Here is a 19044-nt window from a genome sequence, read left to right on the forward strand (position 1 = left end):
GGCCGCGGGCGGCCAGCCGATTACTCGAACGCCCAGCCGCGCGTCAGGTTGGGGTCGTCCAGCGTTTGGATGGCGGTGCCGTCAGCGTCGTCTGTCGGCTGACCGTCTGAGCCCAGCGACTGGATCGAGGGTGCCATCGTGAACAAGGCGGGGTCATCACCGGTGCCGCCCGCTTCCGTGGTCGGGCTCAATGTCATGACGTATTCGTCCGCCGACCAGGCGAAGGGCTCGCTGCTGGCCGCGATCTGAACCGATGTCACACCGACAACCTGCACGTCGTCGGCGTTGCTCATGGTGATGTCCGTCGCTTCGCCCAACGGCTCGATCACCAAATCGATGGTCTGCTGATCGGAAGAGGTCGCAAGCTCGATCTCGCCGCCATCGTAGACGCCGATGGACGATGTATCCTCAAGACCCGGCACCAGCCGCTCGGGCGTCAACCGGCCCATCGCTTCCAACAGGCGGAATATGCTGAGATAGCCGTCATACTGGGCGCCGACCAGATTGATCTGGGCGTTGAAGACGTCGTTCTCGGCGTCCAACACGTTCAAGACCGTCTCTTGACCGGCTTCGCGCAGACGCCGGCGAGAGTCGTGCACTTCGATCGCGATGTTGACGGCGTTTTCCAGCAGCTCGACGCGCTCGCGCGAGGTCTGAAGGACTTCCCAAGCCAATTCGACATCCTCGATGACCTGCCGGTTGGTCGCCGCGCGCTCGTGAATAGCCGCGACGTGTTCATAGGCCGACTGCGCCACGTTCGCCTGGTTGGCGAAACCGGCAAACAACTGCCAGTTGGCCTCAACCAGAATGGCGGCGTCACGTCGGACACCTTCGATGCCGTCGACGTCGTCTTCGAGGTTCAGGCGCCCGACCAAATCGACCCGTGGCCAATAGGCCGACCGCGCCTGATCGCGTGTTTCATCGGCCAGCAGTACCAGCGCATGGCTGCTCGCGGTCTGTGGGTTTTCAGCCAGGCCGATGGCGATGGCGTCGTCCAGGCTGAACGGCAGCTCGTCCTCGGGGATGCGCGGCAGTTCCATGGTTGCGATGTCCGGCGGGTGGCCGAACAGCCGATTGTAGCGCGCGATCGCCTGCTGCAGCGTACCTTCGAAGGCGACGCGGCGTTCCTCGGCAAGCTGAAGCCGTGTCTTCGCTTGCAGAACGTCGAGCGCCAAGCCCGAGCCGCGCTCGACACGCTCATTCTCCAGGTTCAGCTGGGTCGCGATGGTGTCGACGTTGCGGTCGGAGAGATCGATCAGCGCCAGCGCGCGCAGAACGTCGAGATAGGCGGCGACACCTTCCAGGATCAGGCGCTGGGTATCGTCTTCCAGCGTCAGCTCGCTCAAATCGCGGGTGATCTGGGCGGCGTCATAGGTGGCGCTTGTGTTGTAACCGTCAAAAATGTTCTGGCGCAGCGTCGCCGTGGCGCGCGCGCGCGACAGTTCCAACGGGTCGCCAGGATCGGTGATGCGCGATTGCGGGCTGTCGGTCGTTTCGTAGCCGTAGTCGGCCGAGACATCGACCGTTGGCAAATAACCGGCAAACGCCTCGTTGATGCCCTCTTCGGCCGCTTCAACCTGGTTGCGCAGGCTCTTCAGCGTGGGGTTATCACGCAGCAAAAACGCGATTTCCTCTTCCAGGCTTTCCGCCTGGACGGGTGTCGCATGGGCGGCAAGAACCGCCAACACCGCACACGATGAGATAAGAGCCGAACGCCCGATCATACTTCCCCCTGGCCGCGCATCGGGCCACGACGCTCTTTTACCCGGGAGCGCCGACCAACGCCAGACCACATAAGTTGCGGCAATATACCACAGGAAGCCGTGATATCAACGCAACGGTCCGACGCAAGTCGTTGACAAGATTATCAGAATCCTATTGGACGGCTCTCTAGATAGGGGATGTTGCCGGCAATTCTGGTAGCGATCCGATCAAAGTGTGACCTGTAGAGCACCCAGGCGTTCCGTCAGTTTGACGTTCTCGCCATAGTCGACCGGAATGGCGATCAGCGCGGGGCCGGATTGCGAGAACGCCTCGTCCAGGGCGCCGGACAGCTGGTCGGGGGCGCCAATGGTGCGGCCCCAGGCTCCGAACGAGCGGGCCAGCAGCTCGAAGTCCGGGTTGTCGAAGGTCAAATCGGAGTGGCGGCCACCATAATGGTCCTGCTGTTTCCATTTGATCAGGCCGTACTCGCCGTCCATCCAGATCAGCGAGACGATGTTCAGCTTGCGCCGCACGGCGGTTTCAAGATCCTGTATGTTCATCAGGAAACCGGCATCGCCGCAGATCGCCAGGACACGCTTGTCGGGGTAGGCGATCTTGGCGCCCATGGCGCCTGGAAAGGCAAAACCCATCGAGCAGAACCCGTTGGAGATCAGGCAGGTGTTCGGCTCATCGCACTGGTAGTAGCGGGCGATCCACATCTTATGGGCACCGACATCCGACAGCACGATGTCGTCGGGCGCCATGAAGTCCCGGACATCACACAGAATGCGCTGGGGCTTCACCGGAAACTGCTCGTCATCGCGCTCGGCCCACAGGTCCGCGGTGATCCGTTCGCGAAGCGACGCGCGCTCCTCGATATCGAACAGGGGCAGGTCGCCTTCGAAGCGGGCGTTCAGCTCTTCGTTGATCTGCCACAGCGCGTCGGCGATGTCGGAGACGATCTCGACATCGACCGGATAGTCCTCGTCGATCTCCGCCGGCAGGAAGTCGATATGCACCAGGGTCTTGCCGCCCTTCTTGTTCCAATGGGTCGGCGCGTATTCGACGAGGTCATAGCCCACCGCGATGATCAGGTCCGCCTTGTCCAGTTCGGCGTTGATGTGGTCGCGCTGCTGCAGGCCGACGGTGAAGAGACAGTGCGGGTCGTTGCGGGGCACGGCGCCTTTGCCCATGAAGGTGTTGACGACCCCGATGCCGGCTTTGTTCGCCAGCCGGCGTAGCTGTTTGGCGGCGCGTTTCCTGAGCGCGCCGTTACCCGACAGGATGATCGGGTTCTTGGCAACCGCGATCGCATCGACGGCAGCCCGCACGGCCTTGTAATCGGCCGCTGCGCGCCTTGTCTTGCGCGGCATGATCGGTTCCTTCGCGACATCGTGCTTCGCGATGTCCTCGGGCAGCTCCAGGACGCTGACGCCAGGCTTCTCTTGCTCGGCAGTCTTGAACGCCTTGCGCACCGTCTCCGGAATGGTGTCGGCGCCGTTGATGCTGTGCGCCCATTTGCTGATCGGCTGGTACATGGCGATCGCGTCCATGTTTTGATGGCTTTCCTTGTGCAGCCTGCTGGTGCTCGCCTGACCGATGATGGCGACCACAGGCGAGCGGTCCATGTTGGCGTCGGCCAGGCCGGTCACCAGGTTGGTCGCGCCGGGGCCCAGTGTTGCAAGGCAGACACCCGGCTTGCCGGTCAACCGGCCATAGGCGTCGGCCATGAAGGCGGCAGCCTGTTCGTGGCGGCACAAAACGAAATCGATCGAGCTGTCCATCAGCGAAATCATGAGGTCGGCGTTCTCTTCGCCGGGCAAACCGAAGATACGTTCGACGCCCTCCGCCTCCAGGCAGCGGACAAACAGATCAGATGCTTTCATGGTGACCCCGCGACGACGCAATGGCTGCCGGCACGCGACACGCCCCATGGTCGTAGCGCCTTGGGGTCACGGCATGCCGGCCGGTTACGATCCCACCGACTAGGTTGGATCGCGCGTCGCTGCCGTCAACCACCTTCCGGACACGCTTCCTTGAAGTGGTTGGATCGCCTCCTGGTTCGGCGGCTGGCCTGTTCGGACGAGGTTGTGCGGCGCTACGTGCGCCGTGGGTTGCGACCGTCTACATGCCGCCACCACCACCGCCGCCTCCACCGTCGCCGCCACCGCCGCCGCCTTCGTTACCAGCCGGCCGCGATGCATAGGCGACGGCCGCCTGCTCCAGCTCTTGGTCGGTGCATTCGGGGTCATCGCAACGATGGAATGTGTTTGACGGATCCAAGATGCCGTAGGCGGGCTGTCCACTGCCGTCGGGCGCGGTTCGGCGAACCACTTGCAGGGGCACGCCTCGAACTTCCGTATTGGTTAGGGTTTCGTAATTGTAGCTCTTGGTTGGTGAGCAGGAAATCAGCAGCGCCCCCACCAGCGGAACGAGCACACTCGCGATACCACTGTTCTTCATGTCGATGATCTCCTCGGGACTATTGAACAACCAACGTGCGCGGTCCTAACCGCGGCACGCTGATCCAAAGTTAGAGGTCGCTGGTCAGACGCCCGTTCCGCGATCGTCAAAGCAGCGTCAGAGTTTGTCGGACCCTTTAACCGGTGATAGTTTTTGTCACTGGCTTTTGTCTGGGGGCGTAGTGACAGAGGCGAAGGCTCTGGAGATTCTCCTTCTTGGTGGTTTCGAGCTGCGTGCCGGATCGGACGTGCTTGACAGCATTCCCACGCGCAAGGCCCGGTGCCTGCTGGCCTATTTGGCGCTGAATGGGGACGAGCGGCAGCCCAGGGAAAAACTGATCGGCCTGCTTTGGGGCGAAAGCGAAGAGCGGAACGCGCAGCAAAGCTTGCGCCAAGCTCTGACATACATTCGAAAGTGTTTCGACGATCTCGATGTTCAGCCTTTGGTTGCCGATCGCGATTCCGTCAGTCTCGATTCGCGTTCCTTTGGTCTCGACGTCGATCAGTTTCGCGAATTGGCCGCCAGTAACGAGTCTGCGGATTTGGAAGCCGCGCTGGCCCTTTACAAGGGCGAGATGCTCGACGGGCTGGATCTGAAGGACGACGCCTTCCAGGCCTGGGTCGACGTCGAGCGCCGGACCCTGAACGACCTGTATCTGCGGACGCTTCTTACTCTGGCGGAGCTCTGCAGTCAGTCCGGCGATCATGAGAAGGCGATTGGATTGGCGCAGCGCCTTCTCGCCATCGATCCGTTGCAGGAACGCGTTCACAGAATGTTGATGACTCTGTATGCGCAAACCGGACGCCGCGAGGCCGCGCTGCGTCAGTTCACTCAATGTCGCGACGTGTTGTCCAACGAGCTCGATGTCGAGCCCGAGGCCGCGACGATCGAACTTTTCGAAACACTGCGTCGCGATGGCGGGGCTGAACGCCCGGTGACGGCACCGTCACCCACCGAAGACCTGTCGACGGCGACGCCCGCCGCTTATGAACCGTCACTTCGTTCGCGCGGTAGGTTTTGGGGCCGTTGGCATTGGGTTGGGTTGGCTGCCGCAAGCATTTGCCTGGCTGCCTTTGTCGGTTGGACATGGGTCGCCAACCACAAGCATGAACCGGCATCGCTTGATCGTATGGCTTTTCCGCTGCCGGACGCGCCATCGATCGCCGTCTTGCCGTTCGACAATCTAAGCGGTGACCCCGACCAGGACTACTTCGCCGATGGCCTGACCGACGATCTGATCACCGATATCTCGAAGATCCCCGGTGTCTTTGTCATCGCTCGAAACTCGACGTTCTATTACCGGAATCAGGACGTACCCATCCGCCAGGTCGCCGAAGAACTGGGCGTGCGTTACGTCATGGAGGGCAGCGTCCGTCGCTCCGGCGACAGCGTGCGGATCAACATGCAGCTGATTGACGCCACCACCGGTGGTCATGTCTGGGCGGAGCGCTACGACATCACCATGGCCGAAGTCTTCGAGCTTCAAGACGATGTGACGAAGCAAGTTGCGAATACGCTCGAACTCAGACTGGGAGACATGCCAACAAGCGCAGCGTGGGTTCAGGAGACTGATGATCCCGAAGCCTATGATGCCGTTTTGCGGGCGCTCGAGCACATTCGAAACTACACCCGAGAAGACTTGGCCATAGCACACTCGTTTCTTGAGAAGGCGCTTCAACGCGATCCCGAATACGCGCGCGCCCACACGATGATGGGTGGCCTGCTTTTGGACATCTCGTCAGACGAATGGCAAAGAAGTATCGACATGACGCCGGACGAAACGCTGCAGATGGCGCGTTACCATCTTGCGCTGGGCATGTCCGTGCCGTCGGTAGAGGGTCACTTTTATCGCTCCAACGAACACTCGAATGCTGGCCGCTACGACGAGGCTATTGCCGAAGCGGAGAAGATCATCGAGCTCGACGGCAACGATGTCAGGGGCCTCTTGGCGTTGGGCCGTGCCCTCAACAAGGCGGGGCGAGCGAGTGATGCCATCGAGTCACTGCAGATGGCCATGCGGCTCAACCCGTGGGGCGACAAGAAAGGCTGGATAGCCTATCGCCTGGCGGAATCGCTCTATCTGGCCGGTCGCTTTGACGAAGCAGCCCACATGTTTGCGGAGTCCGCGGCAAAGAACCAAAACGAATGGAGCTACCTTATGTTGGCCGCGGCTCTTGGCCAGATCGGCCAGGTCGACGAGGCTGGTGCCGCGCTGGCCAAGTTCGATCGGATACGTGCTGAGGCCGGAGAGGATCCCTATACGGTCGCGCACGTGGAAGGATGGGCATTCAAGAACCCTGAGGATCGCGCGACGGTGCAAGAAGGTCTGCGTCTTGCCGGCATGCCGGTAGGCATGCGGACCGAAGCTGCGATTACCTTCCCTCAGAACGCCGCGCCGACGGACGTGGACGGTGCCACGACCATCGACGTGTCGGGCGCGCGCGACCTGTTCGAACAGGGCATCACCATGATCGATGTGCGTGGCTGGTCCGAATGGGTCGACGGCCATGTGCCCGGTGCCGTGCATCTTGACTTGTTCCACGCCTTCTCTGTGGATGCCGTATCCGCGCACGTCGGTAAGGACGAACAAGTCATTATCTTCGGTGGGGGCGCGGCCGAAGGCTCTTATGCAGCCATCGGAACGTTGCGTGTCGTTTCGTGGGGCTACCGGAACGTCTATTATCTGCGGGATGGATTCCCCGGCTGGAAGGCCGCCGGCTATCCGACGGCAACGTTCCAGGAGCCGTAAGACCACGAGGCCGTCGGCCGGCACCGATTCCGTGACAGCGAGAGATTCTTCAGTAAGAGCGCGGCAGGCCCAGCACGTGCTCGGCCAGGTAGGACAGGATCAGGTTGGTCGAGATCGGCGCCACCTGATAGAGCCGGGTCTCGCGGAACTTGCGTTCGATATCAAACTCTTCGGCGAAGCCAAAACCACCATGGGTCTGGACGCACATGTCGGCGGCCTGCCATGACGCTTCCGCGGCCAGCAGCTTCGCCATGTTGGCTTCCGGTCCGCAGGGTTGGTCATTGTCGTAGAGACCGGCGGCCTTGGCCACCATCAGGTCCGCCGCCTCGGTGCGCGCATAGGCCTCGGCAATCGGGAACTGGATGCCCTGGTTCTGGCCGATCAGCCGATCGAACACCCGTCGCTCGCCGGCATAGGCGGTCGCCCGGTCGATGAACCAGCGGGCATCGCCGATGCATTCGGCGGCAATCAGAATGCGTTCCGCGTTCATGCCTGAGAGGATATAGCGGAACCCGTTTCCCTCTTCGCCGATCAGTGCGTCCGCCGGCACTTCAAGGTCGTCGAAGAAGACCTCGGTGGTCGCGTGGTTCATCATCGTGCGGATCGGCTGGATCGTGACGCCCTTGCCGATGGTCTCGCGCAGGTCGACCAGAAAGACGGAGAGCCCTTCGGTGCGTTTGGCCGTCTGATCGCGCGGTGTCGTGCGCGCCAGAAGCAACATGAGGTCGGAGTGTTCGACGCGCGACGTCCAGATCTTCTGGCCATTGACGACATAGCGATCGCCATCGCGCCGCGCGAAAGTCTTGAGCGATGTCGTATCGGTGCCGCTGCCCGGTTCGGTCACGCCGAACGCCTGAAGCCGCAGACTGCCGGCGGCGATCTCCGGGAGATAGCGCGCCTTCTGCTCGTCCGAGCCGTGCCGCAGTACCGTGCCCATGGTGTACATCTGGGCGTGACAGGCCGCGCCATTGCAGCCAGCGTGGTGGATCTCGCTCATGATGGCGACCGCGGCCGAGAGCGGCAGGCCGCTGCCGCCGTAATCTTCGGGGATCAGGCTGGCCAGATACCCGGCCTCGGTCAGCGCGGCGACGAACTCGGCCGGATAGGCGCGGGCGCTGTCCTTTTCCCGCCAGTAGGCGTCGGGAAAACCTTCACAAAGGGCGCGGACGCCGTCGCGGATCTCCGGCCAATCCTGATTCTGCGGTACGGCGTCCGGCATCCCTCTGGCTCGATTCCCTAGGCCGACTTGCCCTGACCCGGCTCGGTCGCGTTCACCAGGCAAGCCATGTTGCCATAGGGGTGCTTGTTCTCACGCATCAGCTGATGCGCCTTGCCGATCTCGTCGAACGTATAGGTGTCCGACAGGCACGGATCGATCTTGCCGTCGATGACCAGCTGGTTAACCGCGGCGGCCTGCTCGTCGTTCGACAGGTGGCTGCCCTGCAGGCGCTTCTGGCGCATCCAGTGATAGCGCAGGTCCATGGTGATGTTGTAGCCGGTGGTGCCGGCACAGATCACCACCATGCCGCCGGTCGCGGCGACAAAGCCGCTGGTCGGCAACGTCATTTCGCCCGGGTGCTCGAAGACGATCCGCGGGCTGACCCGCTCGCCGCAGGCCTCCCAGATCGCCTTGCCGAAGGCGCGCGCGCCCTTGGCCCAGTCGCCGTACTCCTTGCTTTCGGTATTGGGCATCAGGCCCCAGTGGTCGAAGTCATTACGGTTGATGACGCCGACCGCGCCCTTGTCCAGGCAGAACTGACGTTTCTCCTCATCGGAGATGACCGCGACGGCGCGCCCGCCCTCGGCGGCGGTGATCTGCAGTGCCATGCTGCCCAGGCCGCCGGCCGCGCCCCAGACCAGCACCACGTCGTCCTTTTCGACCACGTTGGGATGCCAGCCCATCAGCATGCGGTAAGCGGTCGAGGCGCACAGCAGGTAGCAGCCCGCTTCCTCCCAGGACAGGTGTTTGGGCTTGGGCTGGAGCTGATGCGACTGGGCCTTGGCGAACTGGCAATAGCTGCCGTAGTTCGTCTGATAACCCCAGATGCGGGTGGATTCCGCCAGCATCGGATCGCGGCCCGACAGCACCCACGGATCATCCGCCGGCCACCAGCCGGAGTGCACGACGACCTCGTCGCCCGGTTTGACGTTGGTGACCTCGCTGCCGACCTTCCACACGATGCCCGAGCAATCGGATCCACCGGCGTGAAAGTCTTCGGGCTCACCCTGCTTTTGCCGCACCGCGATAACGTCGACCGGGTAGCCGAGTGCCGCCCAGACGTTGTTGTAGTTGATGCCGGTCGCCATGGTGTAGACCAGGACCTCGTCCGGTTTGATCTCCGGCACGTCGATGATCTCGCGCTGCCAGGCGCTGTCAGGCTCGCCAAAACGGTCCTGGCGAACCAGGAAGGCATGCATTTTTTCCGGGACTTCACCCAGCGGCGGGCGTTCGCCAAGCGCGCAGATTTCCATGTCAGATTCCCTGATCCTCGACTGTGTTGCAGTGCACAATGATGGCCCTATCTCGCCCTGCCGGGCACGATCCGTCAAGGCGATTTCGGTGCCGAGGCTCTCGCAAGCGCGGTGAGCAGGGGGATGGCGTCGTCGATATCGCGGCAGACATGGGCGCCGGCGGCCTCCAGCTCGGCGGCGACATCGACCGGCAGGCTGGTGTTGGAGCCGGACGGGATCTGATTGAGCCGGCCGCCGACCAGAACCGGCACGTCGACGCCGCGCGCTGCCAGTTCGCCGACCAGCTCTTCGAGAAATCCAAGCGCGACGCCGTTATAGGTGCTGATGCAGATGAGATCGGCGCCCCCGGATGCCGCCTGTTCGGCCAGATCGTCGGGGTCGACGGATATGCCGCCGTCCTCCACCGTTATGGTCAAGCCGTGCATGACCGTATCCAGGAGCGTCTTGCCGTGTTCGTGCACGTCGGTCGTCGCCGTCAGCACCTTCAGCCCGGCGTCGGCGATCGCGCTGCGCGCCGGTTCATCGATGCGGGCCAGGCGGCTCTCGGCCATGCGCGCGATCTCGTCATAGACCGGCGAGGCGACACGCGGCCGGAAGCCGGCGGGCAAATCGGCGTCCGGCTCGCCGTCGCCGAACAGGCGCTCCAGCCGCCTGGCGCCGATCCGGCGCAGCACGAGCAGCATCTCCAGCACATCGCCGGTATCGACACCGGCTTCGGTGAGCCCGACCAGGACACGATCGCGAAACGCCACCGCTCCGTCGCAGAGTTGTCGGGCGTCGGCTTCGACCGCCGATAGATCGACGGGCGGCAGCCGGTCTTCGGTGAGATTGATCAAGCGGTCGGCGAAGAGTTGCGCGTCGACGATCTCGTCGATATCGGGGATGCGCTCGTTCTCGGAAACCGGCACCGGATTGATGGCGTGGCCGGTCGCACGCAAACGTTGGCCGGCGATGTCGATTTCAAGATACGCCGACAGGCTGGCGTAATTGGCGGCCGGGGCGCCGCGATAACTCGTCGTGTTGCCGTAGATCATGGTGCCCGGGCCTTCGCTCAGCCCGGCAAGCGCCAACAGAAAGGCGAGCCGCCCGCGGCCTTCGCTGAAGTGATGGCCGTAGCAGTGGGCCATTCTCCCGCCGACCAGGGTCTCAACAATGTGGCGTTCCAGAAGCGCAAAACCCAGCGCCGAGGTCAGGTCAGAAAACGATGCGGCGAAGCCGTCATCCAGATTGGAGTGGACGAGAACCGGCACCGGTTGTGCCGACATCAGACCGAGCGCGCGCACCGTCGAGCATGCCGAGGCGACGTCATCATCCCAGTGCGGCAGGCGGAAGGTGAACCACTGGCCCAGATTACCGATAGCGGTTGAGCCGGCGGCCAGCGCCCACTTGGTATTGTCGAAGGCGCCGGGGAAGCCCAGCACGAAATCGCCGAAGTGGGGCGCCACTGGCGCCATATGGGTCAGCGCCGCAAAAGCCTCCGGACCCTTCAGCATGACGCCCGTCCCGCGCGGTCCCTTGCGCCGAAGGTCGAGCGGGTAACCCATGGCCCAGTCCAGGCACAGGCCATAGCGGTCGACGCCGACGCCTTGTTGGCGGCAGTCCTCATAGACGTCGCGATAGGCGCGGCGGTTCTTGTCGGGGTCGCGAAAGCCAATCTGCGCGTGGCGCATGATGCGCCCCTCGGCGATGGCCGCCGCCTTGTAGTCGGCCTCCGACGCGATGTCATTTTCGGTAAGGAACGGGCACGGCCCGACGGTCCAGTCGCGCGCGGCGCTGCCGCCTTCGGCCAGCAGCGCGGGGCCCGTCGGCAGATCCGGTTCCGGCAACAGGGTTTCGCGGTCAAGCGGTTTGCTGGTCTCGATCATGGCAGCGTCATACTAGCGCCATGGGCAAGTCGCTGGCGATCAGGTAAACTGGGACCATGTTCCGTGAACGCACCTTGATGCCCGCCGAGGCGCTGCGTCTGGCCGCGCTTGGCATATTGGCCGAGCACGGACACATGAGCTATGCGGCGCTTGCGACCGAAGTGCGTCTGTTCACCGCCAGCTTCGGCGGTTCGCCGGTCGACGTCATGTCGTCGTCGATCGAACTGCTGCGGTTTGAAGGCCTGATAGCGGTCAAAGACGAGGCCGAGGACCCGGGCGACGTCGTCGTCGAGTTGACCGACGAGGGCCGCGCGATGATCGCCGACCTGCTTCAGGCCGCCATCAAACCGGGACATGCTTATTCAAAGCTCCTGACGGCGCTTAAGATGCGGTTCCTGCACATGCTGCCGCCCGACCAGCAGGCCGAGCAGATCGACATGCTTGCCGAGGCACGCCGCGCCGAACTCGCACGTTTGATCGACCTGCGCGGCAAACTGGCCGAGGGCCATCCCGGTTTCCTCACCTGGCTGGATCACGAAATCGGCCGTATCGAAACCGACCTCTCCTGGCTACGCGGGCTCGGTTCCGCCGACACGTGATGAAGCTGCGTCGGCTTTTCGCGCGCGCGTTCAGCCCTACCTAGACACGCCCAATCGGTTTGCCCGTTCGACTGTTTGCCGGTCGAGAGCGCTGCCACCCCGCGGGCCCAACCGACTTGACCCTGATAGCAGGCGCGTAGAACATATCCCGCACTGGTTGTGTTGCGTGGAGTTGGCTTGTGCATAGGCTGCGATCCGCTGCTTCCAAAAACGTCGCGGTCATCTTGCCGCTGCCGCCGACCGAATGGACTCGCCCTGTGGCGGCCACGCTCGTGTTCCTGGCCATGACGCTTCTGATTGTCGCGTGCGAGGGCAGCGGCAACGCTCTCAACAGCCGCAACAGTGTCGTGATTGAACCGGGTATCCGGCTAGCGAAGACATCGACCCAAACCATCATTCAATACGAGACGTGTTCAGGGGGCGTCGAATACATAGCCGTTGACGGCACCGACATCGTTTCAGAGGTGTTCGCCCGCGCAGCGGCTGAGGCGGTGCATCGGGAAGGCGACGAGTGCCTGCCCAAGGAAGAACGCGAGGCCAAGCAGGCGGCAGAGTTGAAAGCCATTCGCGCCGAGCTCGATGCGTACTGCTATACGGTCTACGCCGAGGTCGACGAACCCAACGTCTATCAGGACTATGAGGTCTGTCCGGAACACGCATGGGCATCGCTGACGCGCACCACCCGTTGCGATGACATGATGGTGCGGGGTGTCGACGACGAAGCGTATCTTCAGTGCCTGTTGATCGTCGAGCCGCCGACATGACGTGCACTGACAGAGCTCGAAACCACGGTTCCCTGGCAATCGCCACGCTGCTTGCCGTCGGCATGGCGATATCGGCGTGTTCGTCCGGTTCGCAATCATCCGGGTCGTCCGAAGAGCTGTGGCTCGTTGAGGTCGATCGAGTGGGTAACAAGACGGTGGCATCCGTCAATCGGTGTGCCGACGATCCCGTGTACATCATCGCGGACGCGACGGGGCCGGAGGTTGAGCGAATGTTGATGGAGGTGGGCGTTCTAATGGCAACTATGATCGGAGACGATCCTGATGCCTGCCTTGACCCCGAAGTTCGTCAGGCCATCCAGGAGGAAAGAGCGAGGCATCAGGCCGCCGTGGAACAACACCTGGCCGAGCTCGCGACGCGCTGCGAAGACGTCTTCGTTCTGGTCGAGGCACCCAATGTTTATCAGCGTCACACGGTGTGTCCGGATGAACCGTGGGCATCATTGCCGCGCACCCACCAGTGTGACGACTTGATCATTCTGGGTGAGGCCGACGTGCCGACCTTCCAGTGCCGTCCGGTCATCGATCCTCCTTCGTAGCGAAACTGACCCAATCGATTTGTGGCCGGGAGCGGTTGGTGCTATGTGTCCGCGATTCCTGGCGCCGCATCGTGATGCGAGAGCGCCGGTTTCGGGCGGCAATCGGGTGCGCGGGTCATGTCGTTTCTTGTCGAGATTTTTCAGTTCATGCGGGCGCGCAAGAAACTCTGGATGGCGCCGCTGCTGATCGTGATGCTGCTGTTGGGCGGGCTCATCGTGCTGACAAAGGGCAGCGCCATCGCACCGTTTATCTACACGATTTTCTGAGACTCGGACGGTTCAGCGCTCGCCGAACACGCGGGCGAAGGTGGCACTGTCGCGAATGGCGTCGGCCAGAATGGCATGGCCGGTCGCGTTCCAGTGGTTGTTGAACGGAAACTCGAACCGCTCGCGGGTCTCTTCGTGGTGGGCGATGAAGAGTGGCTGCAGGTTGATGACCTCAAAACCCTGGCTGGCCGCCTTGGTCCATAGGAAAGCCATCATCTGCGCGGCATAACTGTCTTGCGCGGCGGCGAGCCTCTCGGGATCATAGAGCTCGGGCCGCAGACCATCCAGTGTGATCAGGATCTCCTCGGGCCTCAGCCCACTTTCAAGCGGGAGCAGCCTCAAGAACTGATCGACGGCCAGATAGGAGCGATCCAGCCGTTCCGCGCTGGCTTCAGCCGCCGTGTTGCCGGCATAGAGCGCTTCGCCTTCGTCGGTCGAGGTCGTGCGTTGCGCCAGCATCTGGGGCAGGGCGCCGACCTGGAGATTGCGGTAGAGATAGGCGACCAGCGCCGACTGGCGCAGTGCCTGACGCACGAAGCTCTCAGCCTCGCGCGGCGTCGGGGTGAGCGCCAGCGTGCCATCGCCGACATCGGTGAAGAACGTCATGCCGCGCTGGCCCGGCTGCAAGTCGTCGGGCATCAGGCTCTCGTCGAAGTCGTTGCCGACCACGTTCACGACCAGCATATCCGGATCAAAGGTCTGGGCGACATAGCGCGACCACACGACATATTGGCTAAGCGGCGCATAGGCCGCGCCGAAACCGTAGACGCGCATGTCGTCGCCCAATTCGGCCGCCAGCCGGCCTTGCGCCGTTTCGGACCAGTCGACCTGAATTGCCTCGATATAGCTGTCGCCGATGATGGCGAGCAGCGGCGCCGTGCTCTCGGCCTCGTAATCGATATCGCTCAGGAAACCCACGTTGTTCACGTGGCGCGTCCGGGCGTTCTTAAGGTCCCAATCTTGTGAGTAAGAGAAGTCGCGGTTGGGCACGAAACGATAGACGCTGTCTGCCTCGTCCATGGGCGACACCACCAGCCCCTCGTTATAGGGCAAAAAGTGCAAGGCGATCTCCAGCACCACCAACGGCAGCGCCACCCCGAAGGCGATGGTGATCAGCGTAAGGAAGACTTTGCGCAAGGGCGGTGATCCGGTCGACGGTTAGGCAAGAGGGCCGGCCAACAGAGCGCGGGCACGTTCCAGGTCTGCCGGCGACATGGCGGCGGCGATGGCGTCGCGCTCCTGGCCTGCCCTGACCGCATGCTGATCGGCCGCGCGCGTGAGCCAGACATAGGCGTGGACCGGGTCGGCCTCGACGATCTCGCCCTTGGCATAGAGCCGGCCCAGCCTGAGCTGCGCGGCTGCATCTCCGCCCAGCGCCTTCTGCCGGGTCGTCGTCAGCACCATCATCTGCTTTTTGTTCATGCTGCCCAGACCCCCTCAGGAAGAATCGCGATGCCTACCCGGTCTGTTGATCCAAGCGCCTGGGAACCCCGTAGACATCGCGTCTCTGATACTTCTGAGGGTTTTATCATGCGCAAGAGTGTTCTGGCTTTCGCTTTCGCTATCTTTGTGCCGTTCGCAGGCGCCAGTGCGGACGACATGCTTTCTGGCAGCGAGATCGAGGAGGTCGTGAGCGGCAACACCGTCACCGGCTCGATGATGGACGGGACCGCCTATAACGAGTTCTACGCTGAAGACGGCACGATCAAGGGCGATGGCTACACCGGTGAGTGGATGATCGACGGCGACGCCATGTGCTTCTCCTATGATGGCGAGTCGGCCGGCTGCTGGAACGTGTCGGGAACCGGCGACTCCATCAACTGGGTGCAAGACGGCGAAGTCGGCGGCACCGGTATGGTGACGACGGGCAATCCCAACAACTTCTGATCCCGTCCGCCGCCGGCCCCAGGCAGGCGCGACGGTATCGTTTGCAGCAAACTCCTAAGACGTGAAGGGCCATCGGCAAGGAAGCTGATGGCCCTTTGCTTGTCGCCGGCCCGGCCTAGTTTCTGGGTTTGACGGATGGCACCCGGTGGCCCGGACGACCGCGCGCCTAGCATAGTCTGCACCTATGCGGTTGCTCGTCAAAATTGCTTTGCCTTGGCTTCGGGCCGGGGACAGACTTCGGGCCACTTGTGTGACTTCGGGGAGGGCAAACCATGCTTCGCAATGTTGAGTTCGACACCAAGGACCTGTGGGAAAAGGACCGCGATCACGTGATCCATCCCTGGACCGACTTTTCCCAGTGGCAGGAAAAGGGGTCGGAGGTCATGGCCCAGGCCGAGGGCGTCTACGTCTTCGACACCGACGGCAACCGGTTCATCGACGGCATCGGCGGGCTGTGGTGCGTCAACATCGGTTATGGCCGCGAAGAAATGGCGGACGCGGTCGCCGAGCAGATCCGCATGATCCCCTATTACTCGCCGTTCCATCATCTGACCACGCCGCCGGCAGCACTCCTGGCGGACAAACTGGCCGAGCTGACCCCGGGTACGTTGAACCACACCTTCTTCGGCACCGGCGGCTCGATGGCCAACGACACGGCGATCCGCTTCGTTCACTACTACTGGAACATGAAGGGCCAGCCGACGCGCAAGAAGATCATCAGCCGCGTCGACGCCTATCACGGTTCCACCTACCTGGCGGCCGCGCTGACCGGCATCGCCGCCGACCGCATCTGCTTCGAACAGGCCGACGACCTGATGGAGCATGTCTCGTGCCCCTATCCCTATCGCCGGCCTGAAGGCATGACGGAAGCGGAGTTCTGCGATCACCTGATCGATGAGCTGAAGGAACGCATCGAGACGGTCGGCGCCGAGAACATCGCGGCCTTTATCGCCGAACCGATCATGGGCGCCGGCGGCGTCGTCGTGCCGCCAGAGGGCTACCATAAGCGGACTCTCGACCTGTGCCACGAGTACGATATCCTCTATATCTCTGATGAGGTGGTGACGGCGTTCGGCCGTCTGGGCCACTTCTTCGCGTCAGAGGATGTCTTCGGTATCACGCCTGACATCATCACCTCGGCCAAGGGCATTTCGTCGGGCTATCAGCCACTCTCGGCGACCATCATCAACGAGAAGATGTACGACGTACTCTCCAAGCCGCAGGAGGAGGGTGCGCTCTTCACCCATGGATTCACCTACTCCGGCCATCCCGTGTGCTGCGCGGCGGGCCTGAAGAACATCGAGATCATGGAGAAGGAGGATATCCCCGGCCACGTGCGCAAGGTCGGCCCCTACTTCGAGAAGAAGCTGGCGGAACTCAACGACCTGCCGCTGGTCGGCGAGGTGCGCGGCAAGTGCTTCATGATGTGCATCGAGAACGTGGCCAACAAGGAAACCAAGGAACTGCTGCCGCCGGAAGTCGACGTCGGTCACCGGATCGCCGATCACGCCCAGAAGCGCGGGCTGATCGTGCGGCCCTTGGGCCATCTCAACGTCATGTCGCCGCCGCTGATCCTGACCGAAGCGCAGATCGACGAGTTCGCGTCGGTACTGCGTCAGGCGATCGAGGCGACCCAGGACGATCTGGTGCGCGAAGGCATCTGGAACGGCTGAGCCGATTCCTCTCCGGTTCCGAAAAACGGATGAACGCTGCCGCATGAGCGGTGACCGGGTAGAGCGGATCATGGTTAGGTGGAACCGTCTTACGGTTCCACCTAACCATGTGAATCCGCTTTCCATCTATGAATAGAGCAGATTCACCTGTTTCAACGGCGTCGCTTCGCGATGCCGTTGAAACAGGATCTGCTCTGTGCCCGGTCACCGCTCCGCGTTTTTTTCGGCGCGCTCTCGCCGGTTTCCTGATCGCTGTTGCGCTGCCGGCGCTGTCGTCGCAGACCCTGGCGCAAAGCAATGAAGATTGGGCCGCCCTGATCCTCGAGGGTCGGAGCGCACTTGAAACTGGCGATCCCGCGCTGGCGCTTCAGCTCTTCGAAGAGGCCGAGCCGGCAGCTGAGACCCCCGATGATCAGATCGTCTCCTTGACCTCACTCGGGCTTGCCCATGCCTCGCTGGGCAACCTGGATGCGGCCGCCCGGTTTCACGAGCGCAGCCTTGATCTGCGCGAAACCCAGTACCCGCCGCCTTCCATGGCGGTCGCGACCGGCTTGCGCAATCTCGCCCAGGTTCGCCATCGCCAGGCGCGTCTGGCCGAGACGGCGACCCTCCTGAACCGTGTCCTGACGATCTTGAACGAGATTGCGCCGGACACGCCGGACGTCACGGATGTGAAGAGCGACCTGGCGGCGGTCTACGTCAACATGGCGCGCTACCGTGATGCCGAGACTCTCTACGAGTCCGTCTTGCCGGTTGTCGAGAACGGATCGCCCGCCAAGCATGTGGCGGCGCTGAGCGGCCTGGCGGCGATCAAGGCGGCGTTAGGCCAGAACGAGGCCGCTGCCGCGCTCTATCTCAAGGCGCTTGATATCGCGCGCGCCAAGTTCGGCGACGATCATCCGTCCATATCCGGCCTGATGAACGGGCTCGGTGAGGTCTATCGGGCCTCGAACCGGCCGGCAGAGGCCCGCGATCTCTATCAGACCGCTATCGACATCCGTGCGGCGGCGCTGGGTTCCGATCACCCAGCCCTTGGGCCGCTCTACAACAATCTTGGTTTGGCGCTACTGGATCTGGGTGATCTCGATGGTGCGGGCGAGGCGCTTGAGAACGCGCGTGTCATCACCGAAGGCGCCTTAGGTCCGAACCATCCCTCGCTGGCGACTGTCCTGGCCAACCAAGCAGATCTTGACGAGGCGCGCGGTGAGTACCTGTCGGCGATCGAACACAACCTGATGGCGTTCCGCAATCTGGCGTCGAGCCTGGGCACCGCCCATCCGGAGGTCCAACGCCTTCAGGTAAATCTTGGCCGGCGTCTGTCGCTGGCCGGCGACTATGCACGCGCCGAGGAGACGCTTAATGAGGCCGAAGCCGGCATCATCGCGGACCGTGGCGGCGATCACATCGACATGATCGCCGTTCATTCGGCGAGGGGGCAACTGGAGCGCCTGCGCGGCGACAACGTGGCCGCGCTGGAAAGTTACGCGAAGGCGCTCGCCATCGTCGAGGCCGCGGACGGTGCCACGACCATGGATGCCGCCGTGCTGTACGCCAATCAGGCGAAGGTCCTGGTGACGTTGCGGCGCGAGGAGGAGGCCGTCGCGCTTCTCGAAGAGAGCCTTGCCATTCGCGAGGCAACCTTCGGCGACGACAGCCCCGCGCTGATCGAGACCCTCAACGACTATGCCTTCGCGTTGCGCCGGCTCAGACGCTTTGACGAGGCCGAAGCGGTTGAGGCGCGCGTGGCGTCTTTAAGCGAACCCTAACCGACAAAAAGAAAGGGCGGACGCTTAAGCGCCCGCCCGTGCAAGAGTTGGTTCTGCGGTTGTTGGATTACATACCAGCCAGAATGTTCTCGTAGAGCGAGACGATTTCGCCGTATCGATTCTGGTAAGACGAGAATTTGCCGCTGGCCAGGAACGCTTCGATGTCGCGCGTCAGGCCGACGGACGCCAGATACTCGTCGGTCACTTCCGGCATCTGGTAGACCTTGGTGTTGACGACGCCGTAACCCCAGTTCAACAGCTCATAGACCTGGGATTCC

Annotated in this window: 17 protein-coding genes; 8 read left to right on the forward strand and 9 right to left on the reverse strand. The window is 62.8% G+C overall.

The window, feature by feature from the left end:
* Positions 1-20: 20 nt before the first annotated feature.
* The 3 genes from AAF563_20780 to AAF563_20790 form a co-directional block, all read right to left on the reverse strand.
* Positions 21-1724, reverse strand: a complete 1704-nt coding sequence (locus AAF563_20780; GenBank protein MEM7123724.1) for a TolC family outer membrane protein — start codon at positions 1722-1724, stop codon at positions 21-23.
* Positions 1725-1931: 207 nt separating this feature from the next.
* Positions 1932-3590 carry an acetolactate synthase large subunit gene (locus AAF563_20785; GenBank protein ID MEM7123725.1) on the reverse strand — a complete coding sequence of 553 codons (1659 nt, stop codon included), beginning with the start codon at positions 3588-3590 and terminating at the stop codon, positions 1932-1934.
* A 238-nt stretch (positions 3591-3828) separates the two neighbouring features.
* Positions 3829-4167: a hypothetical protein gene (locus tag AAF563_20790; protein ID MEM7123726.1), complete on the reverse strand. Its 339-nt coding sequence runs from the start codon at positions 4165-4167 to the stop codon at positions 3829-3831.
* 181 nt (positions 4168-4348) lie between these two features.
* Here AAF563_20790 and AAF563_20795 point away from each other — a divergent pair, with 181 nt between their 5' ends.
* Positions 4349-6916, forward strand: coding sequence for a BTAD domain-containing putative transcriptional regulator (locus AAF563_20795; GenBank protein MEM7123727.1), 2568 nt, complete (start codon positions 4349-4351; stop codon positions 6914-6916).
* 49 nt (positions 6917-6965) lie between these two features.
* On the opposite strand, the gene AAF563_20800 is transcribed toward AAF563_20795, so the two are convergent.
* The 3 genes from AAF563_20800 to AAF563_20810 form a co-directional block, all read right to left on the reverse strand.
* Positions 6966-8135: an acyl-CoA dehydrogenase family protein gene (locus tag AAF563_20800; GenBank protein ID MEM7123728.1), complete on the reverse strand. Its 1170-nt coding sequence runs from the start codon at positions 8133-8135 to the stop codon at positions 6966-6968.
* Positions 8136-8152: 17 nt separating this feature from the next.
* Entirely contained in the window at positions 8153-9388 is a 1236-nt protein-coding gene (ccrA, locus tag AAF563_20805) for a crotonyl-CoA carboxylase/reductase (GenBank protein ID MEM7123729.1), read from the reverse strand.
* 74 nt (positions 9389-9462) lie between these two features.
* Positions 9463-11253 carry a cobalamin-dependent protein gene (locus AAF563_20810; protein MEM7123730.1) on the reverse strand — a complete coding sequence of 597 codons (1791 nt, stop codon included), beginning with the start codon at positions 11251-11253 and terminating at the stop codon, positions 9463-9465.
* Between the two features lie 56 nt (positions 11254-11309).
* On the opposite strand from AAF563_20810, the gene AAF563_20815 reads away from it, so the two are divergent.
* From AAF563_20815 to AAF563_20830, 4 genes are all read left to right on the forward strand, one after another.
* On the forward strand, positions 11310-11852 hold the full coding sequence (locus AAF563_20815; protein ID MEM7123731.1) for a hypothetical protein: 543 nt from the start codon (positions 11310-11312) through the stop codon (positions 11850-11852).
* A 257-nt stretch (positions 11853-12109) separates the two neighbouring features.
* Positions 12110-12616 (forward strand): hypothetical protein, encoded by a 507-nt coding sequence (locus AAF563_20820; protein MEM7123732.1) that lies wholly within the window; start codon positions 12110-12112, stop codon positions 12614-12616.
* A 254-nt stretch (positions 12617-12870) separates the two neighbouring features.
* Positions 12871-13173, forward strand: coding sequence for a hypothetical protein (locus AAF563_20825; protein MEM7123733.1), 303 nt, complete (start codon positions 12871-12873; stop codon positions 13171-13173).
* A 117-nt stretch (positions 13174-13290) separates the two neighbouring features.
* Positions 13291-13440, forward strand: a complete 150-nt coding sequence (locus AAF563_20830; protein MEM7123734.1) for a DUF5989 family protein — start codon at positions 13291-13293, stop codon at positions 13438-13440.
* A 12-nt stretch (positions 13441-13452) separates the two neighbouring features.
* On the opposite strand, the gene AAF563_20835 is transcribed toward AAF563_20830, so the two are convergent.
* Both AAF563_20835 and AAF563_20840 read right to left on the reverse strand, forming a co-directional pair.
* Complete coding sequence (locus AAF563_20835; GenBank protein ID MEM7123735.1) at positions 13453-14577, reverse strand: hypothetical protein; 1125 nt, start codon at positions 14575-14577, stop codon at positions 13453-13455.
* 21 nt (positions 14578-14598) lie between these two features.
* The gene (locus AAF563_20840; protein ID MEM7123736.1) at positions 14599-14862 is read right to left on the reverse strand and encodes an SEL1-like repeat protein; all 264 of its coding nucleotides are present in this window, start codon (positions 14860-14862) and stop codon (positions 14599-14601) included.
* A 108-nt stretch (positions 14863-14970) separates the two neighbouring features.
* On the opposite strand from AAF563_20840, the gene AAF563_20845 reads away from it, so the two are divergent.
* The 3 genes from AAF563_20845 to AAF563_20855 all read left to right on the forward strand — a co-directional run bounded on the left by AAF563_20845 (position 14971) and on the right by AAF563_20855 (position 18766).
* Positions 14971-15327, forward strand: coding sequence for a hypothetical protein (locus AAF563_20845; protein ID MEM7123737.1), 357 nt, complete (start codon positions 14971-14973; stop codon positions 15325-15327).
* A gap of 272 nt (positions 15328-15599) precedes the next feature.
* On the forward strand, positions 15600-17000 hold the full coding sequence (locus AAF563_20850; GenBank protein MEM7123738.1) for an aminotransferase: 1401 nt from the start codon (positions 15600-15602) through the stop codon (positions 16998-17000).
* 128 nt (positions 17001-17128) lie between these two features.
* Positions 17129-18766 (forward strand): tetratricopeptide repeat protein, encoded by a 1638-nt coding sequence (locus AAF563_20855; GenBank protein ID MEM7123739.1) that lies wholly within the window; start codon positions 17129-17131, stop codon positions 18764-18766.
* Between the two features lie 67 nt (positions 18767-18833).
* Here AAF563_20855 and AAF563_20860 read toward each other — a convergent pair.
* Positions 18834-19044, reverse strand: a 211-nt coding sequence (locus AAF563_20860; protein ID MEM7123740.1) for a hypothetical protein, incomplete at its 5' end; no start/stop codon positions are given.

The organism is Pseudomonadota bacterium (genome assembly GCA_039028155.1).
Classification (GTDB): Bacteria; Pseudomonadota; Alphaproteobacteria; order SP197; family SP197; genus JANQGO01.